26 protein-coding genes are annotated in these 24,459 nt (G+C 40.2%); 8 read left to right on the top strand and 18 right to left on the bottom strand.

Annotated features, from left to right (window positions below; translation table 11 throughout):
* The first annotated feature begins 252 nt into the window (after positions 1–252).
* Positions 253–1,377, top strand: coding sequence for a transcription termination factor NusA (gene nusA, locus SMUL_RS02915; protein WP_025343767.1), 1,125 nt, complete (start codon positions 253–255; stop codon positions 1,375–1,377).
* 54 nt (positions 1,378–1,431) lie between these two features.
* On the opposite strand, the gene SMUL_RS17220 is transcribed toward nusA, so the two are convergent.
* The 6 genes from SMUL_RS17220 to gap are packed head-to-tail and all read right to left on the bottom strand — an operon-like array spanning position 1,432 to position 6,346.
* A complete protein-coding gene (locus tag SMUL_RS17220) occupies positions 1,432–1,584 on the bottom strand; it encodes a hypothetical protein (protein ID WP_169730517.1) in 153 nt (50 codons plus the stop codon).
* A gap of 21 nt (positions 1,585–1,605) precedes the next feature.
* Positions 1,606–2,571, bottom strand: coding sequence for an ABC transporter permease (locus tag SMUL_RS02910; protein WP_025343766.1), 966 nt, complete (start codon positions 2,569–2,571; stop codon positions 1,606–1,608).
* Positions 2,572–2,580: 9 nt separating this feature from the next.
* A complete protein-coding gene (gene fabI, locus SMUL_RS02905; RefSeq protein ID WP_025343765.1) occupies positions 2,581–3,402 on the bottom strand; it encodes an enoyl-ACP reductase FabI in 822 nt (273 codons plus the stop codon).
* A 14-nt stretch (positions 3,403–3,416) separates the two neighbouring features.
* Positions 3,417–4,130: a triose-phosphate isomerase gene (locus SMUL_RS02900; protein ID WP_025343764.1), complete on the bottom strand. Its 714-nt coding sequence runs from the start codon at positions 4,128–4,130 to the stop codon at positions 3,417–3,419.
* A gap of 2 nt (positions 4,131–4,132) precedes the next feature.
* Positions 4,133–5,332 (bottom strand): phosphoglycerate kinase, encoded by a 1,200-nt coding sequence (locus SMUL_RS02895; RefSeq protein ID WP_025343763.1) that lies wholly within the window; start codon positions 5,330–5,332, stop codon positions 4,133–4,135.
* A 15-nt stretch (positions 5,333–5,347) separates the two neighbouring features.
* The gene (gene gap, locus SMUL_RS02890; protein WP_025343762.1) at positions 5,348–6,346 is read right to left on the bottom strand and encodes a type I glyceraldehyde-3-phosphate dehydrogenase; all 999 of its coding nucleotides are present in this window, start codon (positions 6,344–6,346) and stop codon (positions 5,348–5,350) included.
* A gap of 112 nt (positions 6,347–6,458) precedes the next feature.
* On the opposite strand from gap, the gene nadD reads away from it, so the two are divergent.
* Positions 6,459–7,340 carry a nicotinate (nicotinamide) nucleotide adenylyltransferase gene (gene nadD, locus SMUL_RS02885; protein WP_025343761.1) on the top strand — a complete coding sequence of 294 codons (882 nt, stop codon included), beginning with the start codon at positions 6,459–6,461 and terminating at the stop codon, positions 7,338–7,340.
* A 108-nt stretch (positions 7,341–7,448) separates the two neighbouring features.
* On the opposite strand, the gene SMUL_RS02880 is transcribed toward nadD, so the two are convergent.
* Positions 7,449–8,477 carry a cytochrome-c peroxidase gene (locus SMUL_RS02880; RefSeq protein WP_025343760.1) on the bottom strand — a complete coding sequence of 343 codons (1,029 nt, stop codon included), beginning with the start codon at positions 8,475–8,477 and terminating at the stop codon, positions 7,449–7,451.
* 172 nt (positions 8,478–8,649) lie between these two features.
* Between SMUL_RS02880 and SMUL_RS02875 the strand changes: the two genes are divergently transcribed.
* The 4 genes from SMUL_RS02875 (at position 8,650) to SMUL_RS16930 (ending at position 13,437) form a co-directional block, all read left to right on the top strand.
* Positions 8,650–9,075: a Fur family transcriptional regulator gene (locus SMUL_RS02875; protein WP_025343759.1), complete on the top strand. Its 426-nt coding sequence runs from the start codon at positions 8,650–8,652 to the stop codon at positions 9,073–9,075.
* A gap of 107 nt (positions 9,076–9,182) precedes the next feature.
* Entirely contained in the window at positions 9,183–11,078 is a 1,896-nt protein-coding gene (locus SMUL_RS02870; protein WP_025343758.1) for a TonB-dependent receptor plug domain-containing protein, read from the top strand.
* Positions 11,078–11,533, top strand: coding sequence for a hypothetical protein (locus SMUL_RS02865; protein WP_025343757.1), 456 nt, complete (start codon positions 11,078–11,080; stop codon positions 11,531–11,533). Before SMUL_RS02870 ends, SMUL_RS02865 begins: the two co-directional genes overlap by 1 nt.
* Entirely contained in the window at positions 11,533–13,437 is a 1,905-nt protein-coding gene (locus tag SMUL_RS16930; protein WP_084613066.1) for a bifunctional diguanylate cyclase/phosphodiesterase, read from the top strand. Before SMUL_RS02865 ends, SMUL_RS16930 begins: the two co-directional genes overlap by 1 nt.
* A 19-nt stretch (positions 13,438–13,456) precedes the next feature.
* Here SMUL_RS16930 and SMUL_RS02855 read toward each other — a convergent pair whose 3' ends face one another.
* The 9 genes from SMUL_RS02855 to rpsB form a co-directional block, all read right to left on the bottom strand.
* A complete protein-coding gene (locus SMUL_RS02855; protein ID WP_025343755.1) occupies positions 13,457–14,293 on the bottom strand; it encodes a DNA/RNA non-specific endonuclease in 837 nt (278 codons plus the stop codon).
* Positions 14,294–14,296: 3 nt separating this feature from the next.
* Positions 14,297–15,883 (bottom strand): arginine--tRNA ligase, encoded by a 1,587-nt coding sequence (gene argS, locus SMUL_RS02850; RefSeq protein WP_025343754.1) that lies wholly within the window; start codon positions 15,881–15,883, stop codon positions 14,297–14,299.
* Positions 15,884–15,892: 9 nt separating this feature from the next.
* Complete coding sequence (tatA, locus tag SMUL_RS02845; RefSeq protein ID WP_025343753.1) at positions 15,893–16,135, bottom strand: twin-arginine translocase TatA/TatE family subunit; 243 nt, start codon at positions 16,133–16,135, stop codon at positions 15,893–15,895.
* A gap of 70 nt (positions 16,136–16,205) precedes the next feature.
* Positions 16,206–16,820: a guanylate kinase gene (gmk, locus tag SMUL_RS02840; protein ID WP_025343752.1), complete on the bottom strand. Its 615-nt coding sequence runs from the start codon at positions 16,818–16,820 to the stop codon at positions 16,206–16,208.
* Between the two features lie 2 nt (positions 16,821–16,822).
* Positions 16,823–18,232: a hypothetical protein gene (locus SMUL_RS02835; RefSeq protein WP_025343751.1), complete on the bottom strand. Its 1,410-nt coding sequence runs from the start codon at positions 18,230–18,232 to the stop codon at positions 16,823–16,825.
* A 60-nt stretch (positions 18,233–18,292) separates the two neighbouring features.
* Positions 18,293–19,093, bottom strand: a complete 801-nt coding sequence (fliR, locus tag SMUL_RS02830) for a flagellar biosynthetic protein FliR (protein WP_051492661.1) — start codon at positions 19,091–19,093, stop codon at positions 18,293–18,295.
* On the bottom strand, positions 19,071–19,715 hold the full coding sequence (locus SMUL_RS02825; RefSeq protein WP_025343749.1) for an ABC transporter ATP-binding protein: 645 nt from the start codon (positions 19,713–19,715) through the stop codon (positions 19,071–19,073). The genes fliR and SMUL_RS02825 overlap by 23 nt, the downstream gene beginning before the upstream one ends.
* A gap of 59 nt (positions 19,716–19,774) precedes the next feature.
* Positions 19,775–20,842, bottom strand: coding sequence for a translation elongation factor Ts (gene tsf / locus SMUL_RS02820; protein WP_025343748.1), 1,068 nt, complete (start codon positions 20,840–20,842; stop codon positions 19,775–19,777).
* Positions 20,842–21,630, bottom strand: coding sequence for a 30S ribosomal protein S2 (rpsB, locus tag SMUL_RS02815; RefSeq protein WP_025343747.1), 789 nt, complete (start codon positions 21,628–21,630; stop codon positions 20,842–20,844). Before rpsB ends, tsf begins: the two co-directional genes overlap by 1 nt.
* 225 nt (positions 21,631–21,855) lie before the next feature.
* Here rpsB and SMUL_RS02810 point away from each other — a divergent pair, with 225 nt between their 5' ends.
* Positions 21,856–22,605: an MlaA family lipoprotein gene (locus tag SMUL_RS02810; RefSeq protein ID WP_025343746.1), complete on the top strand. Its 750-nt coding sequence runs from the start codon at positions 21,856–21,858 to the stop codon at positions 22,603–22,605.
* Positions 22,606–22,608: 3 nt separating this feature from the next.
* Complete coding sequence (locus tag SMUL_RS02805; protein WP_025343745.1) at positions 22,609–23,205, top strand: Tgt2/MlaC family protein; 597 nt, start codon at positions 22,609–22,611, stop codon at positions 23,203–23,205.
* Positions 23,206–23,237: 32 nt separating this feature from the next.
* Here SMUL_RS02805 and trpA read toward each other — a convergent pair whose 3' ends face one another.
* Together trpA and SMUL_RS02795 are read right to left on the bottom strand one after the other, a co-directional pair.
* Entirely contained in the window at positions 23,238–23,978 is a 741-nt protein-coding gene (gene trpA, locus SMUL_RS02800; RefSeq protein WP_025343744.1) for a tryptophan synthase subunit alpha, read from the bottom strand.
* The gene (locus SMUL_RS02795; RefSeq protein WP_025343743.1) at positions 23,975–24,385 is read right to left on the bottom strand and encodes an Hpt domain-containing protein; all 411 of its coding nucleotides are present in this window, start codon (positions 24,383–24,385) and stop codon (positions 23,975–23,977) included. Before SMUL_RS02795 ends, trpA begins: the two co-directional genes overlap by 4 nt.
* Between the last annotated feature and the right edge of the window lie 74 nt (positions 24,386–24,459).

Raw genomic sequence — 24,459 nt, 5'->3', positions numbered from 1 at the left:
TAAACCTCTTTTCTATCGCAAAAATTATCGTATGTGTACAACATGCACAAAGATATATCGCGAAGTATACTTTGTTTTCGATAAATTCCTCATTAAAAGCAAACAACTGCTTTCTCATAAAGAAAAATAAAAGAAGATTTTAGTTATAATCCTTACTCTTCACCGCAATCGTTTAAATTTCCATTTTTGATTTTTCATCATTGCGAATATCACACATGACATAAAAAATATGTATCTTTATTAAGGAAACTTATGGAAAAAATTGTAGACATTATAGAATCTATTGCCCATGAAAAAGGGCTCGACATTAAAGAAGTTAAGAACACCGTAACCTTGGCACTCATCAAGACTGCAAAACGTATTTACGGCGCAGAATACGAATACGGCGCAGAGATTGACCCTGCGACAAAAACACTTAAACTGTATCAAAAAGTCATCGTAGTTGAACCTGATGATGCAAGACTTTTAGAAGGAAATGAAAATTTTATCGCCATTAAAGATGCCAAAGAGGTTGATCCTGATATTGAAATTGGCGATGAACTAACCTATGAATTGCCACTCGATAACCTCGGAAGAACGGCTGCTGCAACACTTCAAAAAGAGCTAGAGTATCACATTCAACGCCTTTTAGAAAATAATATTTTTGAAAAATACCAAAAACTTGTGGGCAAAACCGTTTTTGGAACCGTGGTACGCGTGGATAATGATGAAAATACCTACATTGAAATTGAAGAAATTAGAGCGGTATTGCCACGTAAAAACCGTATTAAAGGTGAAAAGTTTAAAGTCGGAAACGTCGTTAAAAGCGTGATTCGTAAAGTACTTATCGATAAATCTCAAGGCATGTATGTAGAGCTTTCTCGTACCAGTCCTAAATTCTTAGAGTCTTTATTAGAACTCGAAGTTCCTGAAATCAAAGATGAACTGATCAAAATCATCGGCAGTGCCAGAATCCCAGGGGAGCGAGCAAAAATTGCATTAACCTCACTTCACCCTAATATTGACGCCGTGGGTGCAACGGTTGGAACCAAAGGTGTGAGAATTAATGCGGTCAGTAGAGAGCTTCACAATGAAAATATCGACTGTATTGAGTTTTCAAACGTTCCTGAAATTTTCATCGCGCGTGCTCTCAGTCCTGCCATTATCTCCAATGTCAAAATTCAAAATGGCAAAGCCATCGTCACACTTCCAAGCGATCAAAAATCAAAAGCGATTGGCAAAAACGGCATCAACATTCGCCTCACGTCTATGCTGACAGGGTTTGAAATCGAACTGGTCGAATCAGGTGGCGCAAGTGCAAATGCGAATCCAAACAGCGATGAGACAGCCGAACAACGCGATCCAAACGCCCTTAAAAACCTTTTTGGTGGACTTTAATATTTTTTACATGTAAAGCGAAAACGCTTTACATGTAAACCTTCTTTTTCCTCTTTATTCCGTCTTCTCTTTCACGTAACTCGCTCCATTATTGATCTTCTCTTTGGTCCACTCAGCACCATCTTTGGCATCTTTTTTAATGCCTCCCCACGTCGCGCACCCACTCATCAGTCCAACGATGATGAGCGTAAAAAAAGTAGTTTTCATTGTTTTTTCCTTTAAAGTGTTTTATCCTCTGCGTTTAAAATGAGGATTGAGTTTTGTTAAAATCAAATCAGCAATCATATTCCCCAGTAAGGTCAAAAATGAGGAGATAATCAGTATCCCCATAATCACAGGATAATCCCTGCTTAAAGCACTTTGGTAAAAAAGCAACCCCATACCATTGATCGCAAAAATCGACTCTAAGATGACACTGCCGCCGATGAGCCCCGGCAGAGAAAGCCCCAAAATGGTTACAATGGGAGGTGAGAGATTGGGTAAAATAAAACGCATCAAAAGCGCTTTTCCTTCAATGCCTCTGCTCTTGGCAAAGAAGATATAGTCACTTTTTAAAATATTGAGTGTCAAACTTCGCACATACAAGATCAAACTTCCCAAACCTCCAAAAACCATGACAAAAATGGGCAAAACTAAATGCCACGCCATATCTGCCATATACGCGAAAGTATCGTTGCTCACACCTTGTGAATGAAGCCCCGAAATGGGGAACAGTTTCCACTGAACCGCCAAAAGAATGACCAGCAAAAGGGCAAGGTAAAACGAAGGCATCGCATAACTAATGAGCGCCACTTGCTTGATACTTTTATCGTAAAGCTTTGAATGCTTCATCGCCGATTTAATGCCCCAATAAAGCGCTAAGATAAAGACAATAATCATACTGATGACGTTCATTAAAAGGGTGATTGGAAGGCGCTCTAATATCTCATCACGTACGGCTTTTCCACTGGCAAAGGAGATGCCAAAGTCAAGCTGGAGCATCGCTTTAAACCATGCGAAAAATTGCGCTGGGAGGGATTGGTCAAGCCCGTAAACACGTTTGAGTTGTTCGAGGGATTCGGGGGTAATATTGGGATTAAGCTCGCCACTGGCGAAGAAAGAGTTGGGAGCCAAATGAATGGCTCCAAAAGAGATCAGAGAAATAATGCAGAGCATCAGTACTACATATCCAAATTTTTGCAGCACTAATTTCATGCGATTTCCTTATTTTTGCATATCCCATGCAAGGATCGTATGCCCCTGCGCATCGGTTTCATCCATTCCCATCCCCATGATGTTATAGCCGCCATCGACGTAGTGAATTTCACCCGTAACGCCACTGGAAAGATCACTCAAAAGGTACATTCCGCTGTTGCCCACTTCATCCGTGGTCACATTTTTGCGAAGCGGTGCATTAACCTCATTCCAGCGAAGGATCATTCTAAAATCACCAATGCCACTCGCCGCAAGGGTTTTAATAGGCCCTGCGCTGATCGCATTGACACGAATGCCCTGACGCCCAAGATCAACCGCAAGGTAGCGAACGGAAGCTTCTAATGCTGCTTTGGCAACACCCATCACATTGTAATGAGGTACATAGCGAGGGCCACCCAAATAAGAGAGCGTTAAGATCGAGCCATTGTCATTCATCACAGGCAAACACGCGCGTGAGAGTGAAACCAAGGAATACGCCGATGTACCAAGCGCGATGTCAAACGCCTCTTTGGTCGTGTCGACAAATTTACCACTTAAGGCTTCTTTAGGTGCATAGGCAACAGAATGAACCACAAAATCAATCTTCCCAAAATCTTTTTCCAACGAAGCCGTGAGTGCTTCTAAATGGGACGGATTATTGATGTCAAGCTCATACACTTTATCGCTACCAAACTCGTCTGCAATGGGGCGTACACGCTTCTCCAAAGATTCGTTCAAATAGGTAAATGCAAGCTCTGCGCCTTGTTCTCTGCATGCTTTTGCAATGCCATACGCGATCGATTTATTATTGGCGATACCTACAATAAGACCTTTTTTGCCCTTCATGACCATACTTCACTCTCCTCTTATTTTTTGACGTTATCTGCGATGCGAATCATCTCGCAAAACGCGTTTTCATTCCAACTTGCCGTTCCCACCAAAACACCATCACATGCGTTTACATGTAAGATCGTTTCAATGTTTTCAACTTTCACGCTACCGCCATACAGCAGGGGTGCGCAGAGTTTATCACGCAGGCGTGTTAACACCTCTTCAATGTCTTCCAAACTAGCGGTTAAACCCGTGCCAATCGCCCAAACAGGCTCATACGCAATGATGAGTTTGTCGTAACTGATATCAATGCCTTCAAACTGTTCCCAAAGATAGCTCATCACGGCATCAATGCCCTGCACTCGAATCTCAGCAGGCTCACCAATACAATAGATGATCTCAGATTCCCTGGCTTTTGCAAAATCATACTTCTGAGCACTCAAACTTTGTGACTCTTTTAAGATATGACGTCTCTCACTGTGCCCAATCAAAACGGTTTGAATGCCAAACTCTTCGAGCTGTTCAAAGCCAATTTCGCCCGTAAAGGAGCCATTTTGCACAGGGTAAAAATTTTGTGCTCCCACTTTAAGAGTCTCAACCTCATCAAAGCGATCTAACGCTGTAAAGGGGGCAAAAATGCGCACTTGTTGCTCACTTTTGGTGTTGGCAATAAACGCTTGGATCGCTTGGATAAACGCCTTTGCAGAGCCTCTGGTGTAGTTGGTTTTAAAATTTGAAGCAATGATCATGCTTACTCAGTCTCACTTTGGCTCAGTACTTTAACGCCAGGAAGCTCTTTGCCTTCGATCAATTCTAAGCTCGCTCCCCCACCTGTGGAGATAAAGGTCATCTCATCAGCATCACCTGCGCGAGCGACGACATCAGCCGTATCGCCACCACCCACAACGGTTGTTGCGTGCGCTTCTGCGATCACATGAGACATTTTAAAACTGCCTTTGGAGAATTTTTCAAGTTCAAAAACGCCCATCGGTCCATTCCAAAGAATCGTTTGCGCATCGGCGAGTGCTTCTCTAAACAGACGTGATGTGGCAGGTCCAATGTCCAAGCCCATCCAGCCTTTAGGAATCTCTTGAACCGTCACAAATTTGATCGTTGCGTCTTGTGAGCAGGTTTGTGCCGCCACAACATCCACTGGCAAGTAAAGTTTAACGCCCAAACGTTTTGCCTCTTCCATAACGCGATTGGCTTCATCTAGAAGTTCATCTTCAACCAAGGAGTTACCAATGTCTAACCCTTGCGCTTTTAAAAACGTAAACGCCATACCGCCACCAATAACGAGTTTATCGACACGAGGAAGTAAATTTACCAGTGCTTGAAGTTTTCCACTGACTTTGCTACCACCCACAACGGCGACAAACGGACGTGTTGGACGGCGAAGCAAGTTTTTGGAAAATTCAACCTCTTTTTGAAGTAAAAATCCAGCGGCAGAACTTTTTTCATTGAAATAGTGCGTAATGGCTTCCACCGAAGCATGCGCACGGTGACACACACCAAAGGCATCGTTGATGTACACTTCTGCCATGTCCGCAAGGGCTTTAGCAAACTCTTCATCATTTGCCGTTTCACCTTTGTGAAAACGTAAATTTTCCAATAAAAGCACTTCCCCTGCTTGTAAATGTGTCGCTTTTTCTTGCGCATCTTTCCCAATGACATCAGAGCTTAAAAGAACCTCTTTGTCTAAAAGTCGTTTAAGTCTCATTTGAACGGGAGCTAAGGAATATTTTTCATCCACAGCACCTTTGGGACGACCTAAGTGGCTGGCTAAAATAATCGAACAGCCATGATCCAAACAGTAACGAATCGTAGGGATCGCCGAGCGTACTCGTCTGTCATCGGTGATATTGGTAAACTCATCTAAAGGCACATTGAAATCACAACGAATAAATACTTTTTTACCTGCAATATCGAGGTCTCTAATGGAGCGAATCATTCCTTATCCTTACGTTTATTTGCTTACATGTAAAGCCATATCAACCAAACGGGTTGAATAGCCCCACTCATTGTCATACCACGCCATCACTTTGACCATAGTGCCGCCGATGACTTGTGTAAGATCTAAGGCAACAATGGAACTGAGCGTGCTGGTAACGAAATCTTGAGAGACACGTTGCTCCACATCGACTTCCAAAATGCCTTTGAGTTTGCCATTGGCTTGTTCGGTAAAGAGGGCATTAATCTCCTCTTTGGTGGTCTCTTTTTTAAGAAGAACGTTGAGATCGACCATCGAAACGTTCGGTGTTGGAACACGTATACTTTGTCCGTGCAAACGTCCTTTGAGGTGTGGAAGAACCAGCCCAATCGCTTTAGCAGCTCCAGTACTCGTTGGAATCATATTGATCGCAGCAGCACGTGCACGACGCAAATCTTTGCTGTGTTTGACATCTAAAATATTTTGATCGTTGGTATACGAGTGAACGGTTGTCATCAACCCTTTGTCAATGCCAAACGCATCGTCCAAAATTTTGGCGACAGGTCCTAAACAGTTGGTGGTACAGCTGGCATTAGAAACAATGCTCTGACCTGCATAGGTGTGTTCATTAACACCCATCACAAAGGTTGGTGTATCATCTTTTGCAGGAGCAGACATGACGACTCTTTTGATGCCGTTGTCAATAAAAACCTGTGTATCTTTGAGCGTTAAAAGTGCGCCCGTACATTCAAGAACGACATCGACACCGTAATCTGCAAAATTTAAAGCTTTAGGATCGCGGGTTGAAAACATTTTAACGTTTGCTTTTCCTATCTGCATATAATCATCTTCGAGTAATTCAACGTGACCTTGGAAAACTCCATGGACGCTATCGTATTTGAGTAACTGTTTTGTCATAGCACGATTAGCCGTATCGTTAACGCATACGAGCTCAACGTCATCGCGTGAATCAATAATTCTAGCAACGCATCTTCCAATGCGACCAAATCCATTTATAGCAATTTTGAGTGCCATAGGTCTTCCTTTTGATATAATAGTCGTTTTAATCCATACTCGCTTTTAGAAAAGCGAATTATTTTAGCAAAAATGATGTATAAAAAAGTTTAAAGTCCATGGAGACACACCGTTGAACATAGCTATTTTTGGAGGCTCTTTCGATCCTCCTCACACAGGGCATGAGCTCATTGTCCAAAAAGCCCTTGAAATTCTCGATATTGACAAACTTTTAGTCGTAACGACCTACTTAAGTCCGTTTAAGGAGAGTTTTTGTGCCCCTGCTCCGATGCGCCAACGTTGGCTTGCGAAGATGTTTGAAGGCATGGAAAAAGTAGAGATTTTTTCGTACGAATGCGATCAAAAAAGACAGGTTCCGACCATTGAAACGGTTTTACATGTAAAGCATCTTTACAAAAATGCCAAGATTTATCTCATTGTGGGAAGTGACAGTTTCACCGCTTTGCCCAAATGGAACCGCTATGACGAGCTTTGCTCTCACGTAGAATTTGTCGTAGCTCCTCGTGGTGCTTTTCACCCGCCTGAAGACTTGAAAATTTTACCAATTAATGTTAATATCAGTTCTTCAAAGCTCCGCTCATTTTTAGATCGAAGATTTATTCCCAAAAGCATCGAAAATGAAGTGATGGCGTTTTATACAAGGAATCCAATGGATAGCAGAATCGAAAGAATTGTCACAGCACTCAGTGATAAAAAAGCAGAAGAGATACAAGTGTTTGATATGACAGGCAAAGACTATTTTGTCAACACGGTTGTGATTGCAACCACGATGGGAGAGAGACATGGTCTTTCACTTTTAGATCACCTCAAAACCGAACTCAAAGGTGCGGGGGAGAGTTTTTTAAACGTCGACGCCGATGATAACTGGACGGTTATTGATATGGGAGACATTTTAATTCACCTTATGACGCCAGTGTATCGTCAAAAATACAATCTTGAACTTTTCCTCAAAGAGCGCGAAGACGAGATGAAAAAAGTAAGAGGCGTAGAGTAATCTTATTTGATAACGGCTCCTAGGCAAAGCCTAAGAGCCTACGCTGCGCTATGCACTAAAGCTCGCCTCTTTTGAGGCAGAAACTTTTGACTATTTTGAAAAAGTCTATTAAAGTTTTGCGTCAGGTTTTGGCGTTTTCTCACTGCTCTCAGGAAGCTCAGGATAAATCACCACTGGTTTTCTCCCTTTTAACGCTTTAAGGAATGTTTCAATTTTAGCACTCTCAACGTCATTGATGCTAATACCAAGCTGTGTACTTCCCATCTCTTTGATCGCATCTTTAAGTGTCCAGATCGCTCCGTTGTGGAAGTATGGTGCTGTTTCTGTGATATTGCGAAGCGTTGGTGTTTTGACCAATCCGTTTTTATCGCCCGCAAAATCACCGACTTGCGCAAATTTATATTTCCCAGCGACTTGGAAAGGTTGCATCGTACCGCCTAAGGCGATACCATTATGACAACTCGCACACCCTTTATCCATAAACACTTCCAACCCCTCTTTTTCAGCTTTACTCAATGCATTTGCATTGCCATTTAAAAAATCATCAAAACGCGATGGGGTAACCAAGGTTTTTTCAAAAATCGCAATCGTGGATGTAATTTTCTCAAATGAGATTTTCACATTATCACCATATGCACCTTTAAACTCTTCCACATAGGCAGGAATGGAGTTAATGCGCTCTTCAACTAATTTTGGAGGTGCCGCCATCTCAGGGCCTGCTTGAACAGGACCTTGTGCTTGATCGGCCAAGTGTGGGCTTCTGCCATCCCAAAATTGTGCTTTAAAAAAGGCAGAGTTATACACCGTTGGAGAGTTCAGATGATGCGGGTTGGCGGTCCAACCATGACCGATTGCAGCACTAATGCCATCAACACCGCCTGTTGCAAGGTTGTGACAGGTGTTACAACTGATGATGGAACTTCGTGACATACGAGGATCAAAGTAGAGTTTTTTGCCCAGTTCTACTTTCGCAGTCGTAATTGGATCCTTAGGATCATCAATTAGCTTTAAAATTTCCAGTTGACTTACAGGAATGGCTTCGATTCCATTTTGTTTCACCTTATCTACCAGCGTGTTCGCTCCGAAAACAACGGTTGCACTGAGTGCACAAAGGCTAAGTACCTTAGAAATTTTCATTTCTTCTCCTTTTTAAGTTTGTGATAGAAGTATATGAATTTAAATCTTAAATAGTAATTAATCTTATTTAGAATTATTTCTCATTATTTTTAAGGAATAAATAGGATAGTTAATATCTTATTAAGTTCAGCTCCTATAAAATTTAGCATTACATGTAAAGGACAGCATTCAGATGGATCGGTTTAAAGACGTTTTAAAAGCAAGCAATCTCAAATCAACGCACCAGAGACTTGCGATTTTAGATTCAATCGATCAGTTTGGACATGTCGATATTGACACACTTTACGACGCCATTTTTCATAAATACCCGACAATGTCCAAAGCAACGCTTTACCGAAACATCAACGATCTCATCTCCTTTCACATCTTAGAAGAGGTTAAACTTCCGCAGCAAAAGCAGCAGTACGAGATAAAAAAAGTACCCCATATTCATCTTTTATGTTCAGAATGTGGCAGTGTCGAAGATATGTTTATGGAGACAAAACCCTTTTTAGAGACAATTTCTTTGCGAAGTGGTTTTCAGATTAGTCATAGTTTTATCGTTATGAATGGTATGTGTAAAGTATGTGCGGCTAAAACGTTAAGGGCATCTTCATAGTCTATTACAATTAGATTACGCTTTTCTTCTTCCATAGAGATTATTAAGCTCTTCTTTTCTATACTAATATTGCTTATAAATTACATGTAAGGATTTCAGACTCCACCATGAAGATTATTGTGCTGCTTGGACTCCTTAGTAGTCTACTCTTTTCTGACTCACTTGATGCCCTCTTGCAAGAGTATAAATCAACGTCTGATAACTCTTTGCAAACGGTCAATGAAAAGATCGGGCATGTGGTGATTTATTCTCAAAAAGAGATCCGCCTCATGCAATACACCAAGCTCAATGATATTTTAAAAGAACTGCCGCTTTTTAACATTAATACCAACCAATTTGGACTCACCAACTACTCGCTCACAGGCTCAAAAACAACGACCAGCGGCTTTTTTCGCTTTTTTATAAATGACCATGAAATCAGCTCAGGCTACGATCAGTCCACCTCACTCTCTTGGAGCGATTTACCTTTAGATTTTGTTGATCATGTCGAGATCTATTACGGAGAGAGCTCGTTTTCGTTTGGCAATGAAACAGGCATCTATTTTGTACGTATCTACACCAAATCAGCGCTTAAAGAGAATAGTTCTGAGATTAATAGCTGGATTACCTCTAAAGGCTCAAACTCACAAAGTTTCACCAACTCTGCAAGCTTTGAAAATGGCTGGTCTTATTTGATGTTCTTGAATCACGAAAAGATCAAATATACCTCCATTTACAACGGTCAAAAACTTAATACAAATGGCACAAAACAGTACCTCTATGCTGATATTAGCAACGAAACCACAAAAATCAATATGGGGTATACCGATGTTTCTAAAAACAACTACGCCGGTCTTGCCTTTGATGCCACACCCAATAGTGGGAAGAGTCTCTCGAAAGACTTTTTCGTTGATGTTACGCACTCTTTTTTAGAAGATAAATCGCTTAAAGCCAACCTCTCGGTTGATGTGAATGATCGCAGTTACGAGGAAGAAAATACGCAAGGAATTGCTATTGTTCCTTTAATCACTTTTTCTCAATATGGTCCTAGCGGGCCTAAACGTTATAGTGAGGATTTACGCTTTATCAAAACGAATGCTTATCTTTCAAAATCATTTGATGTCGAAGATAACTCCTTTATCGCAGCTGTAAACGTTAAAAATAAAACCTATGATGTCCAAAATAGAGAAAGCAATACAAATAGTTCTATAGGGCACTTTAGCGATTTTGATGAGGAGACCATCTCTTCATTACTCTTTCAGGACAGTTATCAACTGAGAGATGACCTTATTTTAGTCGCTAACACGAAGCTTGACTATTACGATCGAAATGCCTATTTGAAAGACAGTTCTGAGACACTATTGCGAGTGGGAGCCATCTACACCCCTACTGATAATTGGGGATTTAAAAGCTTTTACACCCAAACAGCCCTAGCACCTTCTTTTTATAACGTTGATTATGCCGATACCAGTAAGCCAGCACTCACATCGCAACAATACTATATCTACTCACTCGAGGGCGTTTATACGCAAGGTAACTCAAAATTTGGAGTGACATTTGATCATGTGGAGATTGATGATTTTCTTTATCTCTCACCGATTGGGTTTATCAATATTGATCACAGAATTAAAACCAATGGACTTCTTTTTGACTATGAATACAGCTTCTCACAACGAGACAAAATCCATTTAAATTACTATACATCCACACTCAGTGAAACCATTAACAACTCCACCAAAGGGGGTTATGTCAAATTTATGGGAGGATACCAGAAGTTTGATTACTTTACCTCGATTATCTATCGAAATGGGTATGAATACTTGGGTCTTGATATTCCCGATAGCTTTGATATGAGCTTTGGTGTGACCTATCATGTGACAAAAGATTTGAGCTACAGTCTTAAAGCCAACAATATTTTAGATCGCTCTACACAATCACTTTATTTTACTAATTTAGGATCTGGGTTTTTTGCTTTAGATGACAATGATCGAAGTGTCACCTTCTCAATAAGGTGGGTATTCTAATGAGAGTACTTATCCTTCTTATCACACTTTTAAGCTTTTTGAGTTCCGAAAACTATACTTTTTTGGTACAACCCTACAGTAAAGAGGTTGAGCTTGAGGCAAAAATTATTGCTGAAATTGCGACTGCTTCACTGCATGGAAAAATAAAACTTTTTATCCCGCATATGTCAGAGATGGAAGAAAAAGTCTATTCAAAATATTTTACACTGAGTTCAAAATGTGAAACATCCAACTTTGTTTTTGTCAATAAATCTGTCGAAAAAGAGAGTTTATGCGATAATACAAACCGACTCTTTTTTACCAACAACTACCGCAAGCTTCTCTCCGATGAGAAGTATTTTGGGGCACTTTTTTGGAATAAAAGCAGGCCAAATATCGTCTTTATCCAAAAAAGGCTTGAAATAAAAGCAATAGAGCTGCCAAAAACCTTTGATCAGTTTGTTGAGAATTTTTAATGCATAAGAAGCCTTTGTTTAAAAATCCTTTTTATATGCTCGTTCCTATTATCGTCATCGCCTCTATTTTGCTTTTTTTGCTCTTAGCAACGATGCGGCTTGAAAAAAGCATTGAAACTAAAATTTTTGAAATTTCGACCTCCGATGTTTTTTCTATTACCCATAACAGTGCAACCTATATCGAAACGCTTTTAAAAGAGAGTACCCATTTCTCTGAGGATATTAAAAAAAATAGTTTTCTTCAGCGCAAAATTGAAGAGAGTTTAAAAACACTCTTAACGCCGCATATCAAATACGCCTACCTTTTGTACCGAGATAACAGAGGTGTTTTTCGCTTTTTAAGCGATGCTTCCATTCATGAAGAAAAAGCCTTTATTGATCAAAAACTGGATGTCGAAAGCCCTGAATGGCTGCAAATTTATAGCACAAAAGCGCCACTTATCATTCGACATACCCTCTTGCAACAACTCTCGATCAGTTATTTGGTTCCCATCTTAAATAAAGGCGATGTCGAGCTGATTTTAGCGATTGATTTTTCCATCGATAAAATTGAAGAGATCAATCAAATTATTCATACCATCCAAAATGGTATTTTGGGTGTTATGAGCGTTATTTTTGCCATACTTATCTTTGTTATCATTCAAACCAAACGGTTTAGTGCCGTTAGAAGAAGTGCTTTTATCGATAAACTAACCAATGTTTACAATCGAAATTACCTTCAAAAATATGAAGATTTTATTAACCTTGACGATTACATCCTCGCAACACTCGACATTGACTATTTCAAAAAAGTCAATGACACCTACGGGCATGATGTCGGCGACACCATTTTAAAACAAGTCGCCAGTACCATTTTGCTGACCATCAGACATAAAGATGACATTGTCATACGCTATGGCGGCGAAGAGTTTTTAATCCTTGCCAAAACACGCAGAGATGGGCATTTGATTGCTCTTAATATGATTGAGCGCATTTTTTACGCTATCCAAGAAAATGCCTTTGCTATCTCAGACGAAGAGTCGATTAAAATCACCGTTTCCATCGGTGTTAACCTTGTCCCCCATAAATCACGAACCTTCCAAGAGGCTTTTAAACTAGCTGATATTGCACTCTATAATGCCAAAACAAAAGGTCGCAATACTATAGAAATTTACGATGAGAATGAAAATACGCAAAATACCTGTATGTCACTTAATGAGATTAAAGCAGCGATTGAAGAGCATCGTATCGAGTGCTACTATCAAAAAATTGTCCACACAACTACCCAAGAGCTTTCACACTACGAGGCACTGCTTCGTATCATCGATAAGAATGGAAACGTTATTTTGCCTGATCGCATTCTTCCGACTATTAAAGGCACCTTCATTTTACGCAATATCACCAAAGAGGTGCTGAGTATCTGTTACGAAGAGCTGCTACGCCATCCCAAGGTGAGCATTAGCGTCAATCTCAATCCGCATGATGTGATTGATGAGTCGATCCTTAGCATTTTAAAAAACTATGCACTGCAAGAAAATATTGCCCCAAGGCTTGGACTTGAGATCATCGAAACCGAAGATATTACCAACAGAGAAGATGCCAAAAACAATCTTTTGATGCTCAAATCGTTGGGCTATACGATTTACATCGATGATTTTGGTAGCGGCTACTCCAATTTCATCTATCTGGCAGAGATAAAAACTGATTATATTAAAATCGATGGGGCGATTATTCAGAAAGTTTTAGACGATAAAATCTCTTTTTTATTGGTCAAAAATATTGTTGCCTTTGCGAAGGAAGCACAGATTAAAGTGATTGCTGAGTATGTCAGCGATGCATCCATTTATGGGATGATTCAATCTTTGGGCATTGAGTATGCGCAAGGACTCTTTTTCTCAACGCCTAGCCCGTTAATAGACGCCTAAAAATCTTTACATGTAAAGATCAAAACCACGCTTTAACGTCTACCTTTTTTTCAAGCGCTTCTTCAATTTCATCTTCAAGCTCATGTAAAAAATCAAACCCACTACGGCGCTCTACTTCATCAATACTCACCGCATACTTCTCTAAACGATCCGTCGCTTTCGCATTTTGAGGGAGAATAAAGGCTAAGGCTCTAAGCGTACCATCCTCTTCTATTCCCACATACATTTTATAAAACGCATCGGGAATCTCCACAAAATACGAGCTTTTCAGTCGTGTAACCTTTGCATCAAACAAAGGACCTGTATAGATCCACAGTGCTTTAAATTTTGGCGCAAACATCTCTAATTCTTTCTCTTCTAACTGTTGCCACAGTTTTTGGTTTAAAGAGGGTTTTTGAGGCGTAATATTGGTCATCAAAAAGGTCTCATACTGCGCCTCTTTGCCATACAGAATCGAGATAGCATGATTGGGCGCCATATGACCTCTATCGTAACCACTGTTCGTATAATCACTGCTGGTGATGAGCCCCACATTGCGCCAATCTGCATGAAAACCATCCGGACGTTTCAGGTGAGGTGCATTCTCTTTTGCAAGAGTCAGTTGATACACAACCCACAGAGGATTGCCTTTAAGATCAGAGTAACCGACCATATATGCACGGTTACGAAAAATACGTGTGTAGGATGCGTTTTGCGTCGCAGCAGTAGGAATACCTTGAAAGCTCATCGTATCGCGTGCGATGAAAACTTCGTATGAGTAGGATAGCCCTCCTAAAAGGAAGGCTACTAAAAATGCTTTGGGATATTTAAGGCAAAATGTTAGAGCAGAAATAACAAACGATCTTTTCACGCGCATACGCTACATTTTGTCTTTTGCGTTAATGCCTATCAGTTTAAGTCCTACGCGGAGTGAAAGGGCTACAACGGCGAAGAGTTTGAGAAATTTTTCTTCATCCTCACTGCCGACAACACGGTTTTCATTGTAGAATTTATGCAAGCTTGCCGCTAAATTTTTGAGATATTCTGTCAACTTTTGCACTTGACGCGAGTTAAAAGCATCTTCAAGCACTTCTGGCAATAAAAGTGCGCTAAAGAGAAGATTGTGTGCCTCTTCGTTCAGATTTTCCAACGTAACCTCTTGGACATCGCTCAGACTTTTTTCTGCTTTTGCAAAAATTTGATTGATGCGCGCATGGGCGTAGTTGATGTAAAAAATGGGGTTATTGCTGTCTTCTTGTTTAAAAACATCGACATCAAACTCTAAGTGGGTATCAGACTTTTTGCTTAAAAAAACAAAACGCAGTGCATCGCTGCCTACTTCGCTGACCACATCACTCATTAAGATGAAATTGCCCGCGCGTTTGCTCATTTTATACGGTTCGCCACCTTTGAGCAGAGAAACCATTTGAGCCAGCAAAACCTCAAGTTTTTGCTCATCGTACCCTAAGAAGTTAATCGCCGCTTTGACCCGTGCAATATACCCATGATGATCTGCACCCCAGATGTTGATATACCGATCATACCCTCGTTGAAATTTGTTATCGTGGTAGATAATATCGCCTGCAAGATAGGTGGGTCTGCCGTCTTCTCTCACCACCACACGATCTTTTTCATCGCCAAGTTCGGTAGAGCGAATCCAGGTTTTACCACCCTCTTCGTAGGTTTTATCATGCTTCTGAAGTTTGACAAAGCTCTCATCCCATTTATCGTAAAGGGATTTTTCGCTGACGAATTGCTCAAATTCAATGCCGACATCGGCAAGATTGGACTTGATAAGCTCTAACATCTTATCTTTTCCCCAGACGGAGAGCGTTTTGATATTGGCTTCATCTTCAAAAATAGCATCGCCCAGTTCTGTCTTGGCAACATGCGCGAGATCGATGATGTATTCACCTCTGTAAAACTCTTCTGGCCAGTTTACATGTAAGCCTAAAATGTGCTCACGTCCTGAGAGATAAAGGGAAAGTCCTAAAAGGTCTACTTGATTACCCGCATCATTGACATAATACTCTGTGGTAATTTTATACCCTAAATGTTTTCCAATGCGAGCTAACGCATCACCAAAAACGGCACCTCTGGCATGACCAATATGCAAAGGGCCGGTTGGATTGGCACTGACATACTCAAGCAGGATCGTCTCAGTTTGATCGTCTTTTCCAAAAAGCGCTTCATTTTGAATCGCCCATGTGGCATACTGATTCAAAAAGCTTTCGCTGAGTTTGAAGTTAATGTACCCTTTAATAGGCGTAACTTCTTGAAAAATCTCACCAAGATCAAACTGCGTAGCAATCTCTTCTGCGATGGCAATAGGGGATTTTTTGAGCTCTTTCGCAAGTGAAAAAGCGATGGGGGTTGCATAATGACCAAAAGAGAGATTGGTAGGTTTCTCTAAAACAAACTCTCTTTGTAATTTTTCTTTAATAGCACGAATAACCGATTTTTTCAATACGTAACCTTATACAGACTTTTTTTCGTCTGCGGGTGTTGATGTCGTAGCCGTTGGTGTAGCACCAGATTCTGGTTTTGTCTCTACTTGATCGACTGTTGTTTTTGCTTGTTCATCTTCTTTGATAGCTTTTTTAAAATCTTTAATACCTTGACCTACACCTTTAGCAAGTTCTGGTATTTTTTTTGCACCAAAAAGCAAAACAACCACTGCTAAAATGACTAACCAATGTGAAATACTAAATGAACCCATACTCTCTCCTTTGTCTGATAACGATATATATAGTTATTGGTATTGTACCATTTTTTGATAAACAAAAAGTCTAATCGATGTTTGCCCACGCACTCATAAATTCACCCAAATCCATCAACGCCATTTTTTTTCGCGAAGCATGCGCAATGGCAAACAGTGCGTGCAGTGTGGTTTTAAAATCGTCATTAATTAAAAGATAATCGTATTCTCTGATGCGTGTCATCTCAGAAACTGCATTATCTAAACGCTTTTCAATCACTTCAGCACTATCGGTTCCTCGGTTGATCAGACGCTCTTTGAGCGACTTTTGATCAGGTGTTGTGATGAAAACAGAGGTGATGATACTTCCAAATTTTTCCCGTGCAATTTTATGCCCTTGTACATCAATATCACAGATGACCAATTTACCTTCATGAAGCTCTTTTAAAATAGGCTTGAGTGATGTACCATAGTAGTTATCATGCACTTTCGCCCACTCTAAGAAGAACCCTTCATCCATATCTTTTTCAAACTCTGCTTTGGAGATAAAGTGGTAATTAACACCCTCTTTTTCCCCTTCACGAATGGAGCGTGTTGTGCTTGAAATTGAAAAGTACGCATCGGGGATCTCTTGAAGCACCTCTTTCATTAAAGAACTTTTTCCCGAGCCACTCGGTCCTGAAATCACTAAAAGGTTACCCTTCACGGCTACTTCTCATCAAAGGTAATGGAGATATTCAGACGCATTCCCTTAAGCGCTTCACGTAAAATATCGCTTTGCGCTAAGCTTGAGATACTACGCGCAATACTATTTTCAATCTCATCGCGAATCACTTCAATATCTTGGCTTTTTGGAGCTTCAGTCGCTACAGGAGCAGGAGCTTCAGCTTCTTCTTCAACCTCTTCACCAAAAGCGACTTTGAGCATAGTTTCATTGAGATCATCCAAAGAGTCAATCTCTCCTAGCGCATCATCCAATCCACTAAGGGCACTATCAAGACTTGGGAGGAATTCCTCTTCTTCTAATGCCTGTTCTTTCTCTTCTTCTATTTTTTCCTCGATCACTTCTGCAAAATCATCAATAATCTCTTCTTGATCTTCTGCAACAACCGTGTCCTTTTCAAGCGCATCTTCCATCTCGTCTTCTACGGGAGGAACATCTTCAAAGGTTAAATCAGACATATCATCTGCTTCAAGCGCTAAAGAATCTTCCTCTTTTACCAAAGGTTCTTCTTCTTCTTTTTCTTCTTCATCCAAGAAGAAGGTTCCCGCATCATCTTCTTCGATACCAAGCGCATCCAATGACAATGCGTCAATCTCTTTTTCATCCTCTTCTTCTTCGCTTTCATCTAAAAGCTGCTTCACTTCATCAATATCATCTTTATCCAAAATAGAAGGGTTATGCACCTCTTCTTCATCAAGAGACGACGAAACAGTACTCGGTTCTTCTTCAAAATCAAAATCTTCAAAAGACGTTGGAGCCTCTTTATCCAAAGAGTCAACCGCATCAAATGAGAATGGATCTTCCAGCGTCAACTCTTTTTCTTCGAGGTCACTCTGTTTATCTTCCAAAGCGTTATCATCTAAATTCAAATCATCACGTTCAAGGTCGTCAAAGCTATCCCTTTGCTCGCTTGATTCCTCTTTTTTAAAGTCATTGTCATACTCTTCAAGAAGGTTGATAGGAAGCATATCATCTTCGCCCTCAAGCGTATCGATTTGATCAATATCAAAAGCATCGGTTGTTGCAGAAGATGTCGCTATGGGATCTTCAGTAACCTCTTCAGCTTTATGACTTTCAATCACATTTTTAATCTTCTCTAAAAGGACTAAAAAATCGGTTGGCAAAAAGGGTTTTTCAAGTACCACATTGACCGCTTCAGGTTTTTTGGAACCTCTTTGGCAGATGTAGACGACATAGTCACAGTCTGTATGTTCACGAAGTGCTACGAGGGCATTCTCATCATAGAGTTCATTGTCCACTAAAATGAGGTCGTACGTTGTGAGTGGCACTAAGCCGTAATCTTCAAACTCGTCTAACTCATACCCAGCTTTTTCGGCACTAAGTTTGATCAATCTTGAAACAGCGGGATTATTATTGAGTAGTAACAGGCGCATGCTCACTCCTGAATGAGAATTATTAACACTCATTGTAGTATAAAAAAATTTATGATTGCTTTAACGCACAAAAAGAATGGTCAAATGGTTGAGCGCTTCGATAAATTCTTTCTTAAAGATCAGCATCATCGAAGCGAGTATTGCAACAAGTACCACCAATGAAACCATAATTTTAATAGGAAATCCGATAACCAAAAGGTTAAATTGAGGCATGGTTTTCATCAGCATTCCAAAAACAACATCCAACAGAAGGGAAAAGCCTACGACAGGAAAAGAGAGGATAAACCCGTACACAAACATTCCTGTCATTGCTTTAAGAAGATAGGTGAGAATATTGGTTTGTGGATAAAAACTTCCTAACGGTAAAAGCGTTAGGGAATCGGCGATAAAAAGAAGCATTTGGTGATGCCCATTAAAGGCTAAAATGACCATCAGCCCGATTAAAGAGAGCATTTGGGATAGAAGAGGAATCGAAGTACTCGTTTGAGGGTCCACAACACTTGCCATCGTAAAACCCATCACAAACGAAATCTGCATTCCCGCCATTTGCAAAATAGAAATCGTTATGGTTAAAAAAAGCCCTGCCACAAAACCAATCAACAGTTCGCCGACAATCGCCAGCGAAAGATTGAGCAGTGTTGCGTTTACATGTAAAGCTGGAGGGAGAAGTGGAAATAAAAAAATGACCATAAAAAACGTGATGGATGATTTAATGCTGAGTGGAATATTGGCATGAGAGTAAAAAGGGAAAAACGCAAAAAGACCACTTAAACGAGCGAAAAGAAGAAAAAAGAGAATAACTTGCCCTTCACCAAAAAGTTTTACAAGTGATTCCACGTTATGCTTCCTCTTTGAGTCCATCCACATGGAGATGTCTGGTATAGGTGCACTGTTTGGCTAATTGATGATTATGGGTGACCAAAAGAAGAGCCGCATTTTCTTTTTCAATGTACTCAAACAAAACGTTCATGACCTCTTGAGCGGTTTTGTCATCCAAGTTTCCTGTGGGCTCATCGGCAAAGATAATTTTGGGTTTTTTAGCCAGTACGCGCGCTATAGAGACACGTTGTTGTTGACCACCTGAGAGATCTCCCACACGGTAGTGCATAAAATCAGCGATGCCCAAACGCTCTAAAATGCTAGGATCAAGTTCTTGATCACTGATAAAAGAGGCAAGTTCCACATTTTCATTGGCAAAAAAGCCTTTAAAAAGGTAGTGAGATTGAAAAATAATCCCTACATCGTAACGTCTTAGTTTTAACCTTGCATCATCACTATCACTGTAAATAGTATGATCACACAAAATCACTTCGCCATGATTAGGTTGAAGGAGTGTCGAACAGATATGAAGTAAGGTTGATTTTCCACTACCACTGACACCTAAAATTGCCATCGACTCTTTGGGGGAAAGCGTAAAATTAACATTTTCAAATAGAAGATAATCAAAAGCATGAGAGATATTTTGTGCATGTAGTAAAGACATCAATGTCCTTCAAGAAAGAGGGTGAAGAGTTGCCTCTCCACCACGAAAAATTTTTAGATTTATTTGAGTTGCTCAGCAACTTCGCTCGCGAAGTCACATGCTTTTTTCTCTAAGCCTTCGCCAAGTTCAAAACGAACGTAGCCTACAAGCTCAATTTTACCACCAAGCTCTTTAGCTTTTTCTTCAACAACTTGTGCAATGGTTTTTTTATCATCCATAACATAGAATTGACTTAAAAGTGTGTATTGTTGGTCAAGCTGTGTATTATCAGCGATAAAGCGATCAATTTGTCCAGGAATAATTTTATCCCAGATTTGCTCAGGTTTACCCTGTGCTTTAAGTTCCGCTTGCATCTCAGCTTTAGCATCTGCTAAAACAGCATCGGTTAACTGCACACGAGAAACAAAAAGAGGCATACGTTTAAGAGGTTTTTGAAGTCTTTTCAACTCCTCATTCTCTTTTTCAATATCCGCTTTAATACCAACGGTCTCTTTCTCAACAAACTCGGCATCAAGCTCTGTATAGCTTAAAAAACTTGGTTTCATTGCCGCTGCGTGCATACACAGGTTACGGATAAACTCACCCGCTGCTGCTGCTGTTTTTTCGCTATCACAATTTGCCGCAATTAAAACACCTACACGACCGTTTGAGTGAACATACCCATTAACAACGCCATTTGCGCCCGCTTTAAGCGTTGTAAAACGTCTAACGACCAAGTTCTCACCAATCGTTGCAACTTTCGTTGCAAAATACTCTTCAAACACAGTCCCATTAATCGTTGTTTTCATCAACTCTTCTGTTGTTTCAACATTGGTCGTTTGAATATGTGCTGTGGTGTCTTTGGTTAAATTGATAAAGCCTTCATTTTTTGCAACGAAGTCAGTTTCAGCATTGATTTCACTGACCGTTGCTATTTTAAGACTCGGATCAACGAAAACGTTGACCAAACCTTCGCTAGCAAGTCTGTCAGCTTTTTTAGCCGCTTTACCAAGACCTTTTTCTCTTAAAAGATCTTTGGCTGCTTCAAAATCACCATCGGTATCGACTAGTGCTTTTTTGCAGTCCATCATACCAGCCCCAGTGGACTCACGAAGTTCTTTAACTAAAGCAGCAGTAATCTCAGCCATTATTCGCCTTCCTCTACTGCAAACTCTGCTTCGCTGACCACTTCCGCGATCAACTCTTTTTTCTCGTCTTCATTAATGTCTGCTACTTCTTCAGCTGGAGCATCTTTTGAACGGATTTCATAACCCTCAGTCATCGCTTCACACATCTCTTTACAGAAAAGTTGAATTGAACGGATCGCATCATCATTTCCAGGAATTGGAAGATCAACAACGTCTGGATCACAGTTGGTATCAAGAGGAGCAACAACGGTAATTCCAAGTCTTCTTGCTTCTTGAACCGCGATTTTTTCTTTTACGGTGTCGATAACAAAGATCATATCAGGTAAGTTTTTCATGTTTCTGATACCACCAAGGTAATCAAGAAGTTTCTCTTTTTTTCTTCTAAGCATCAACGCTTCTTTTTTAGTGAGAAGGTCGATTTGTCCATCTTCTTCCATCTTCTCGATGATGTCAAGTTTACGGATTGATTGTCTGATTGTTTGGTAGTTAGTAAGCATTCCGCCTAACCATCTGTGGTTAACGTATGGCATACCGCATTTTTCTGCGTACTCTTTAACGGCTTGGCTTGCTTGTTTTTTGGTACCAACAAAAAGCATTGTTTTGCCTTCTGCTGCTGCATCTTTAACAACATTGTACGTGTATCTAAAATAACGTAGTGTTTTTTGTAAATCTACGATATAGATGTTTTTTCTCTCGCCGAAGATGAATTTTTTCATCTTTGGATTCCAACGTCGTGTTTGGTGTCCGAAGTGTACACCACATTCTAATAGGTCTTTCATGGTTACCATGAATTTGCTCCTTGTGTTTTTTTTGGTTTTGCCTCCACACCCATCAACAGCGTAAACTGCAACCGTAAAGGATTGGTGTGTGTGAGATTTGGACGGTGATTATAGTCAAAATTAGATTAAATTTTGCTTGTTTTAATCTAATTACAAGCAAAGATGCCTGCTTTAATTTACTTTAAATCAAAAAAATCCTATAATTGCGCAATTTAAAAAGAAAGAGGTACTATTTTGCGTTTTATTTTAGCCTGCTTCATAAGCCTTTCCTTCTTGTCCGCAAGTGACTATATTGGCACGACGACACATAACAATGACGACTTTGAGGCTGAATTTAATACTAAAAATAGCGAAAATCTTTTCGATCCACTCAGTGGCTACAATGAAATGATGACAAGCGTCAATGACAAATTTTACGAATACCTTCTAAGACCAACCGCACAAGGCTACGCGTATGTCGTTCCTGAAATGGCGCGTCATGGTGTTTCAAACTTTTTTGAGAATATTTTTTATCCTATTCGTCTCGTGAACAACCTTTTGCAACTCAAATTTTACAACAGTTTGGAAGAGACAGAACGGTTTGTACTCAACTCCACCATGGGAATTTTAGGCTTTCGTGATGTGGCGGGCGAAGAGCTTGGCATCAAAGCGCACGATGAAGACTTGGGTCAGACACTGGGACATTACGGTGTTGGCAATGGCTTCCACGTTGTCCTTCCGCTCTTTGGACCATCCAATGTTCGCGATATTGCAGGACTTGCTGGCGATATGTGGCTTAACCCAATCACCTACATGAAAGGACGCCACGATGCCAATCTGCTCGATAATTCAGATCAAGCAATGGCGGCTACTGCCTTTTACACGATCAATAAAACTTCTTTACATGTAAAAGAGTATGACAACTTTAAAAAAGATGCGATTGAGCTCTATCCTTTCTTGCGTGATGTCTATGAATCACGCAGAACTAAACTGATTAGTGAGTAACGTATGAACTTTTTTGCACGTATCTTTTTAGCATTACTTTTTACATGTAACATCTCTTTTGCGATTCCAGAAGCGGATATTCCTTCGTTTATGCAAAGCAATATAGACCTTGCAACCACCATTTTACGCGATAAAAAAATGCCAAAGCCTCAAAAAACCGAAAAACTTTTCACCATTTTTGATTCTATTTTTGATTATACGTTAATGTCACAACTTTCTCTGGGTGGAAAACAGTGGGCATCGCTTTCACCTTCCAAACAGATGGAATTTAGCAAGCTTTTTGAGATGAAACTCAAAACATCGTACATGGAAAAACTTGATCTTTACACCGATGAGAAGATTGTTATTAAGAATTTGGAAAAGATCAAAGATACGCGGATTCATTTAACGACGCATCTGATGAAAAACAGCGAAGTGTATGAGATTATCTATAAATTTTATAAAGATAAAAATGGCAGCTGGATGATTTACGATGTTGATATTTTAGGGGTGAGCATTATTCAAACCTACCGTACGCAGTTCGCCGATATTTTAACCAAAGATTCGTTTGATTCCCTGCTTGAAAAACTCAAACAGCCTGATGAGCCAACACAAAAGTAGCAGTGAGATCACCATCACTGCTACGCACTTTTTTACGCGTTAATTTTCTCTTTAATGATTCGTGCTTTTTGAGCAATACTCGCAATCTTTTCACTTCCACTGAGACTTTCATTTAAAAGCACTTCCACAAAAGCACTGCCTACGATAACGCCATCCACACCGCGTACACGCTCTTTTGCGGTCTTTTCATTGACACCAAATCCTACAAACAAAGGGGTGTTGCTCTGTTCTTTAATGGTTTGGATCGTTTTGCTCAAGTCTTCACTCGCGTGCGCTCCTGTGATGCCAGCATACGCGACCAAATAGATAAACCCTTTAGCATCTTTCACAACAGTGGCGATGCGCTCTTTACTGTGCGTTGGCGCTACAAAACTAATCAATGAGATGTTATACTGATTCATCAACGGAATGTAAGGAGTGGCTTCTTCATGCGGAAGATCGGGAATAATAAACCCTTTAACGCCAAACTCGGTTGCTTTTTGGGCAAATGTCTCCATGCCTTTATGGTAAAAAGGATTAAAATAGCCCATCCAGTAGGTCTCAATTGTAGGCGCAACGATGGAAGAGATTTCAAAAAGCGTCTCCATTTTAAACCCATTTTGCAGTGCATGTAAATTTGCCACCTCAATAATAGGACCATCCGCAACAGGATCGGAGAAAGGAATGCCTAACTCTAACTTATCGACACCTGCTTCTTTTAAGGCAGAAACTAAATCTAATGAAAAAATTTTATCGGGAAAACCCGCCGTAATGTAGGCAACTAATTGCTTCACGCTCTCTCCAACGTATGAGGTACTTTAATAATCAAGGGATTTAAAACGGTAAAAAAATCAGCATCATCTTCGACATCTTTGCGGTACTTTTCAAACTGATCACTGACTAATAATAACCAGTCAATAAACTCTTCGCTTGCAGGGCCTTTAAGGACGCGCGCTTCTTCGACGATATCTTCACACAAGACTGCCAGTTTAATAATAGGATCCAGTTTTAAAAATCCTGCGGCTGATTTCATATTGTGAAAAATGCGAAAAATGTCTCCGATATTGTCAGCATAACGCTCTTTTTTGCTGAGCCCAATAATCAGAGGTTCCATATTTTCAAACATAATGGCATAGTGAGAGATAAAATCTCCTACAATTTCGATGTCAAATTCAACTTCCAATTGTGCCAAAACACCCATGTTGTTACCCTCCGAAGTAGCTCATTGTATCATGTTTAATCTAAAAATTTCTTGTCATAAAATAGGGTATAATT

This window comes from Sulfurospirillum multivorans DSM 12446, assembly GCF_000568815.1.
In the GTDB taxonomy this organism is placed as follows: domain Bacteria; phylum Campylobacterota; class Campylobacteria; order Campylobacterales; family Sulfurospirillaceae; genus Sulfurospirillum; species Sulfurospirillum multivorans.
Note: the sequence above shows the minus strand (reverse complement) of the source record. Positions and strands in the feature narration are given on the sequence as shown.

Bases quoted from the DNA above. Each gene is read 5' to 3' on its own strand.
- rpsB (WP_025343747.1), bottom strand. From the start codon at position 21,630: ATGGTAACCATGAAAGACCTATTAGAATGTGGTGTACACTTCGGACAC.
- SMUL_RS02795 (WP_025343743.1), bottom strand. From the start codon at position 24,385: ATGGGTGTTTTGGCACAATTGGAAGTTGAATTTGACATCGAAATTGTA.
- SMUL_RS02865 (WP_025343757.1), top strand. From the start codon at position 11,078: ATGAGAGTACTTATCCTTCTTATCACACTTTTAAGCTTTTTGAGTTCC.
- SMUL_RS02825 (WP_025343749.1), bottom strand. From the start codon at position 19,715: ATGTCTTTACTACATGCACAAAATATCTCTCATGCTTTTGATTATCTT.
- SMUL_RS16930 (WP_084613066.1), top strand. From the start codon at position 11,533: ATGCATAAGAAGCCTTTGTTTAAAAATCCTTTTTATATGCTCGTTCCT.
- SMUL_RS02900 (WP_025343764.1), bottom strand. From the start codon at position 4,130: ATGATCATTGCTTCAAATTTTAAAACCAACTACACCAGAGGCTCTGCA.
- SMUL_RS02895 (WP_025343763.1), bottom strand. From the start codon at position 5,332: ATGATTCGCTCCATTAGAGACCTCGATATTGCAGGTAAAAAAGTATTT.
- fabI (WP_025343765.1), bottom strand. From the start codon at position 3,402: ATGGTCATGAAGGGCAAAAAAGGTCTTATTGTAGGTATCGCCAATAAT.
- SMUL_RS02855 (WP_025343755.1), bottom strand. From the start codon at position 14,293: ATGCGCGTGAAAAGATCGTTTGTTATTTCTGCTCTAACATTTTGCCTT.
- SMUL_RS17220 (WP_169730517.1), bottom strand. From the start codon at position 1,584: ATGAAAACTACTTTTTTTACGCTCATCATCGTTGGACTGATGAGTGGG.
- SMUL_RS02835 (WP_025343751.1), bottom strand. From the start codon at position 18,232: ATGCGCCTGTTACTACTCAATAATAATCCCGCTGTTTCAAGATTGATC.
- tsf (WP_025343748.1), bottom strand. From the start codon at position 20,842: ATGGCTGAGATTACTGCTGCTTTAGTTAAAGAACTTCGTGAGTCCACT.
- tatA (WP_025343753.1), bottom strand. From the start codon at position 16,135: ATGGGTTCATTTAGTATTTCACATTGGTTAGTCATTTTAGCAGTGGTT.
- SMUL_RS02880 (WP_025343760.1), bottom strand. From the start codon at position 8,477: ATGAAAATTTCTAAGGTACTTAGCCTTTGTGCACTCAGTGCAACCGTT.
- SMUL_RS02870 (WP_025343758.1), top strand. From the start codon at position 9,183: ATGAAGATTATTGTGCTGCTTGGACTCCTTAGTAGTCTACTCTTTTCT.
- gap (WP_025343762.1), bottom strand. From the start codon at position 6,346: ATGGCACTCAAAATTGCTATAAATGGATTTGGTCGCATTGGAAGATGC.
- SMUL_RS02910 (WP_025343766.1), bottom strand. From the start codon at position 2,571: ATGAAATTAGTGCTGCAAAAATTTGGATATGTAGTACTGATGCTCTGC.
- SMUL_RS02875 (WP_025343759.1), top strand. From the start codon at position 8,650: ATGGATCGGTTTAAAGACGTTTTAAAAGCAAGCAATCTCAAATCAACG.
- SMUL_RS02805 (WP_025343745.1), top strand. From the start codon at position 22,609: ATGAACTTTTTTGCACGTATCTTTTTAGCATTACTTTTTACATGTAAC.
- nusA (WP_025343767.1), top strand. From the start codon at position 253: ATGGAAAAAATTGTAGACATTATAGAATCTATTGCCCATGAAAAAGGG.
- fliR (WP_051492661.1), bottom strand. From the start codon at position 19,093: ATGGACTCAAAGAGGAAGCATAACGTGGAATCACTTGTAAAACTTTTT.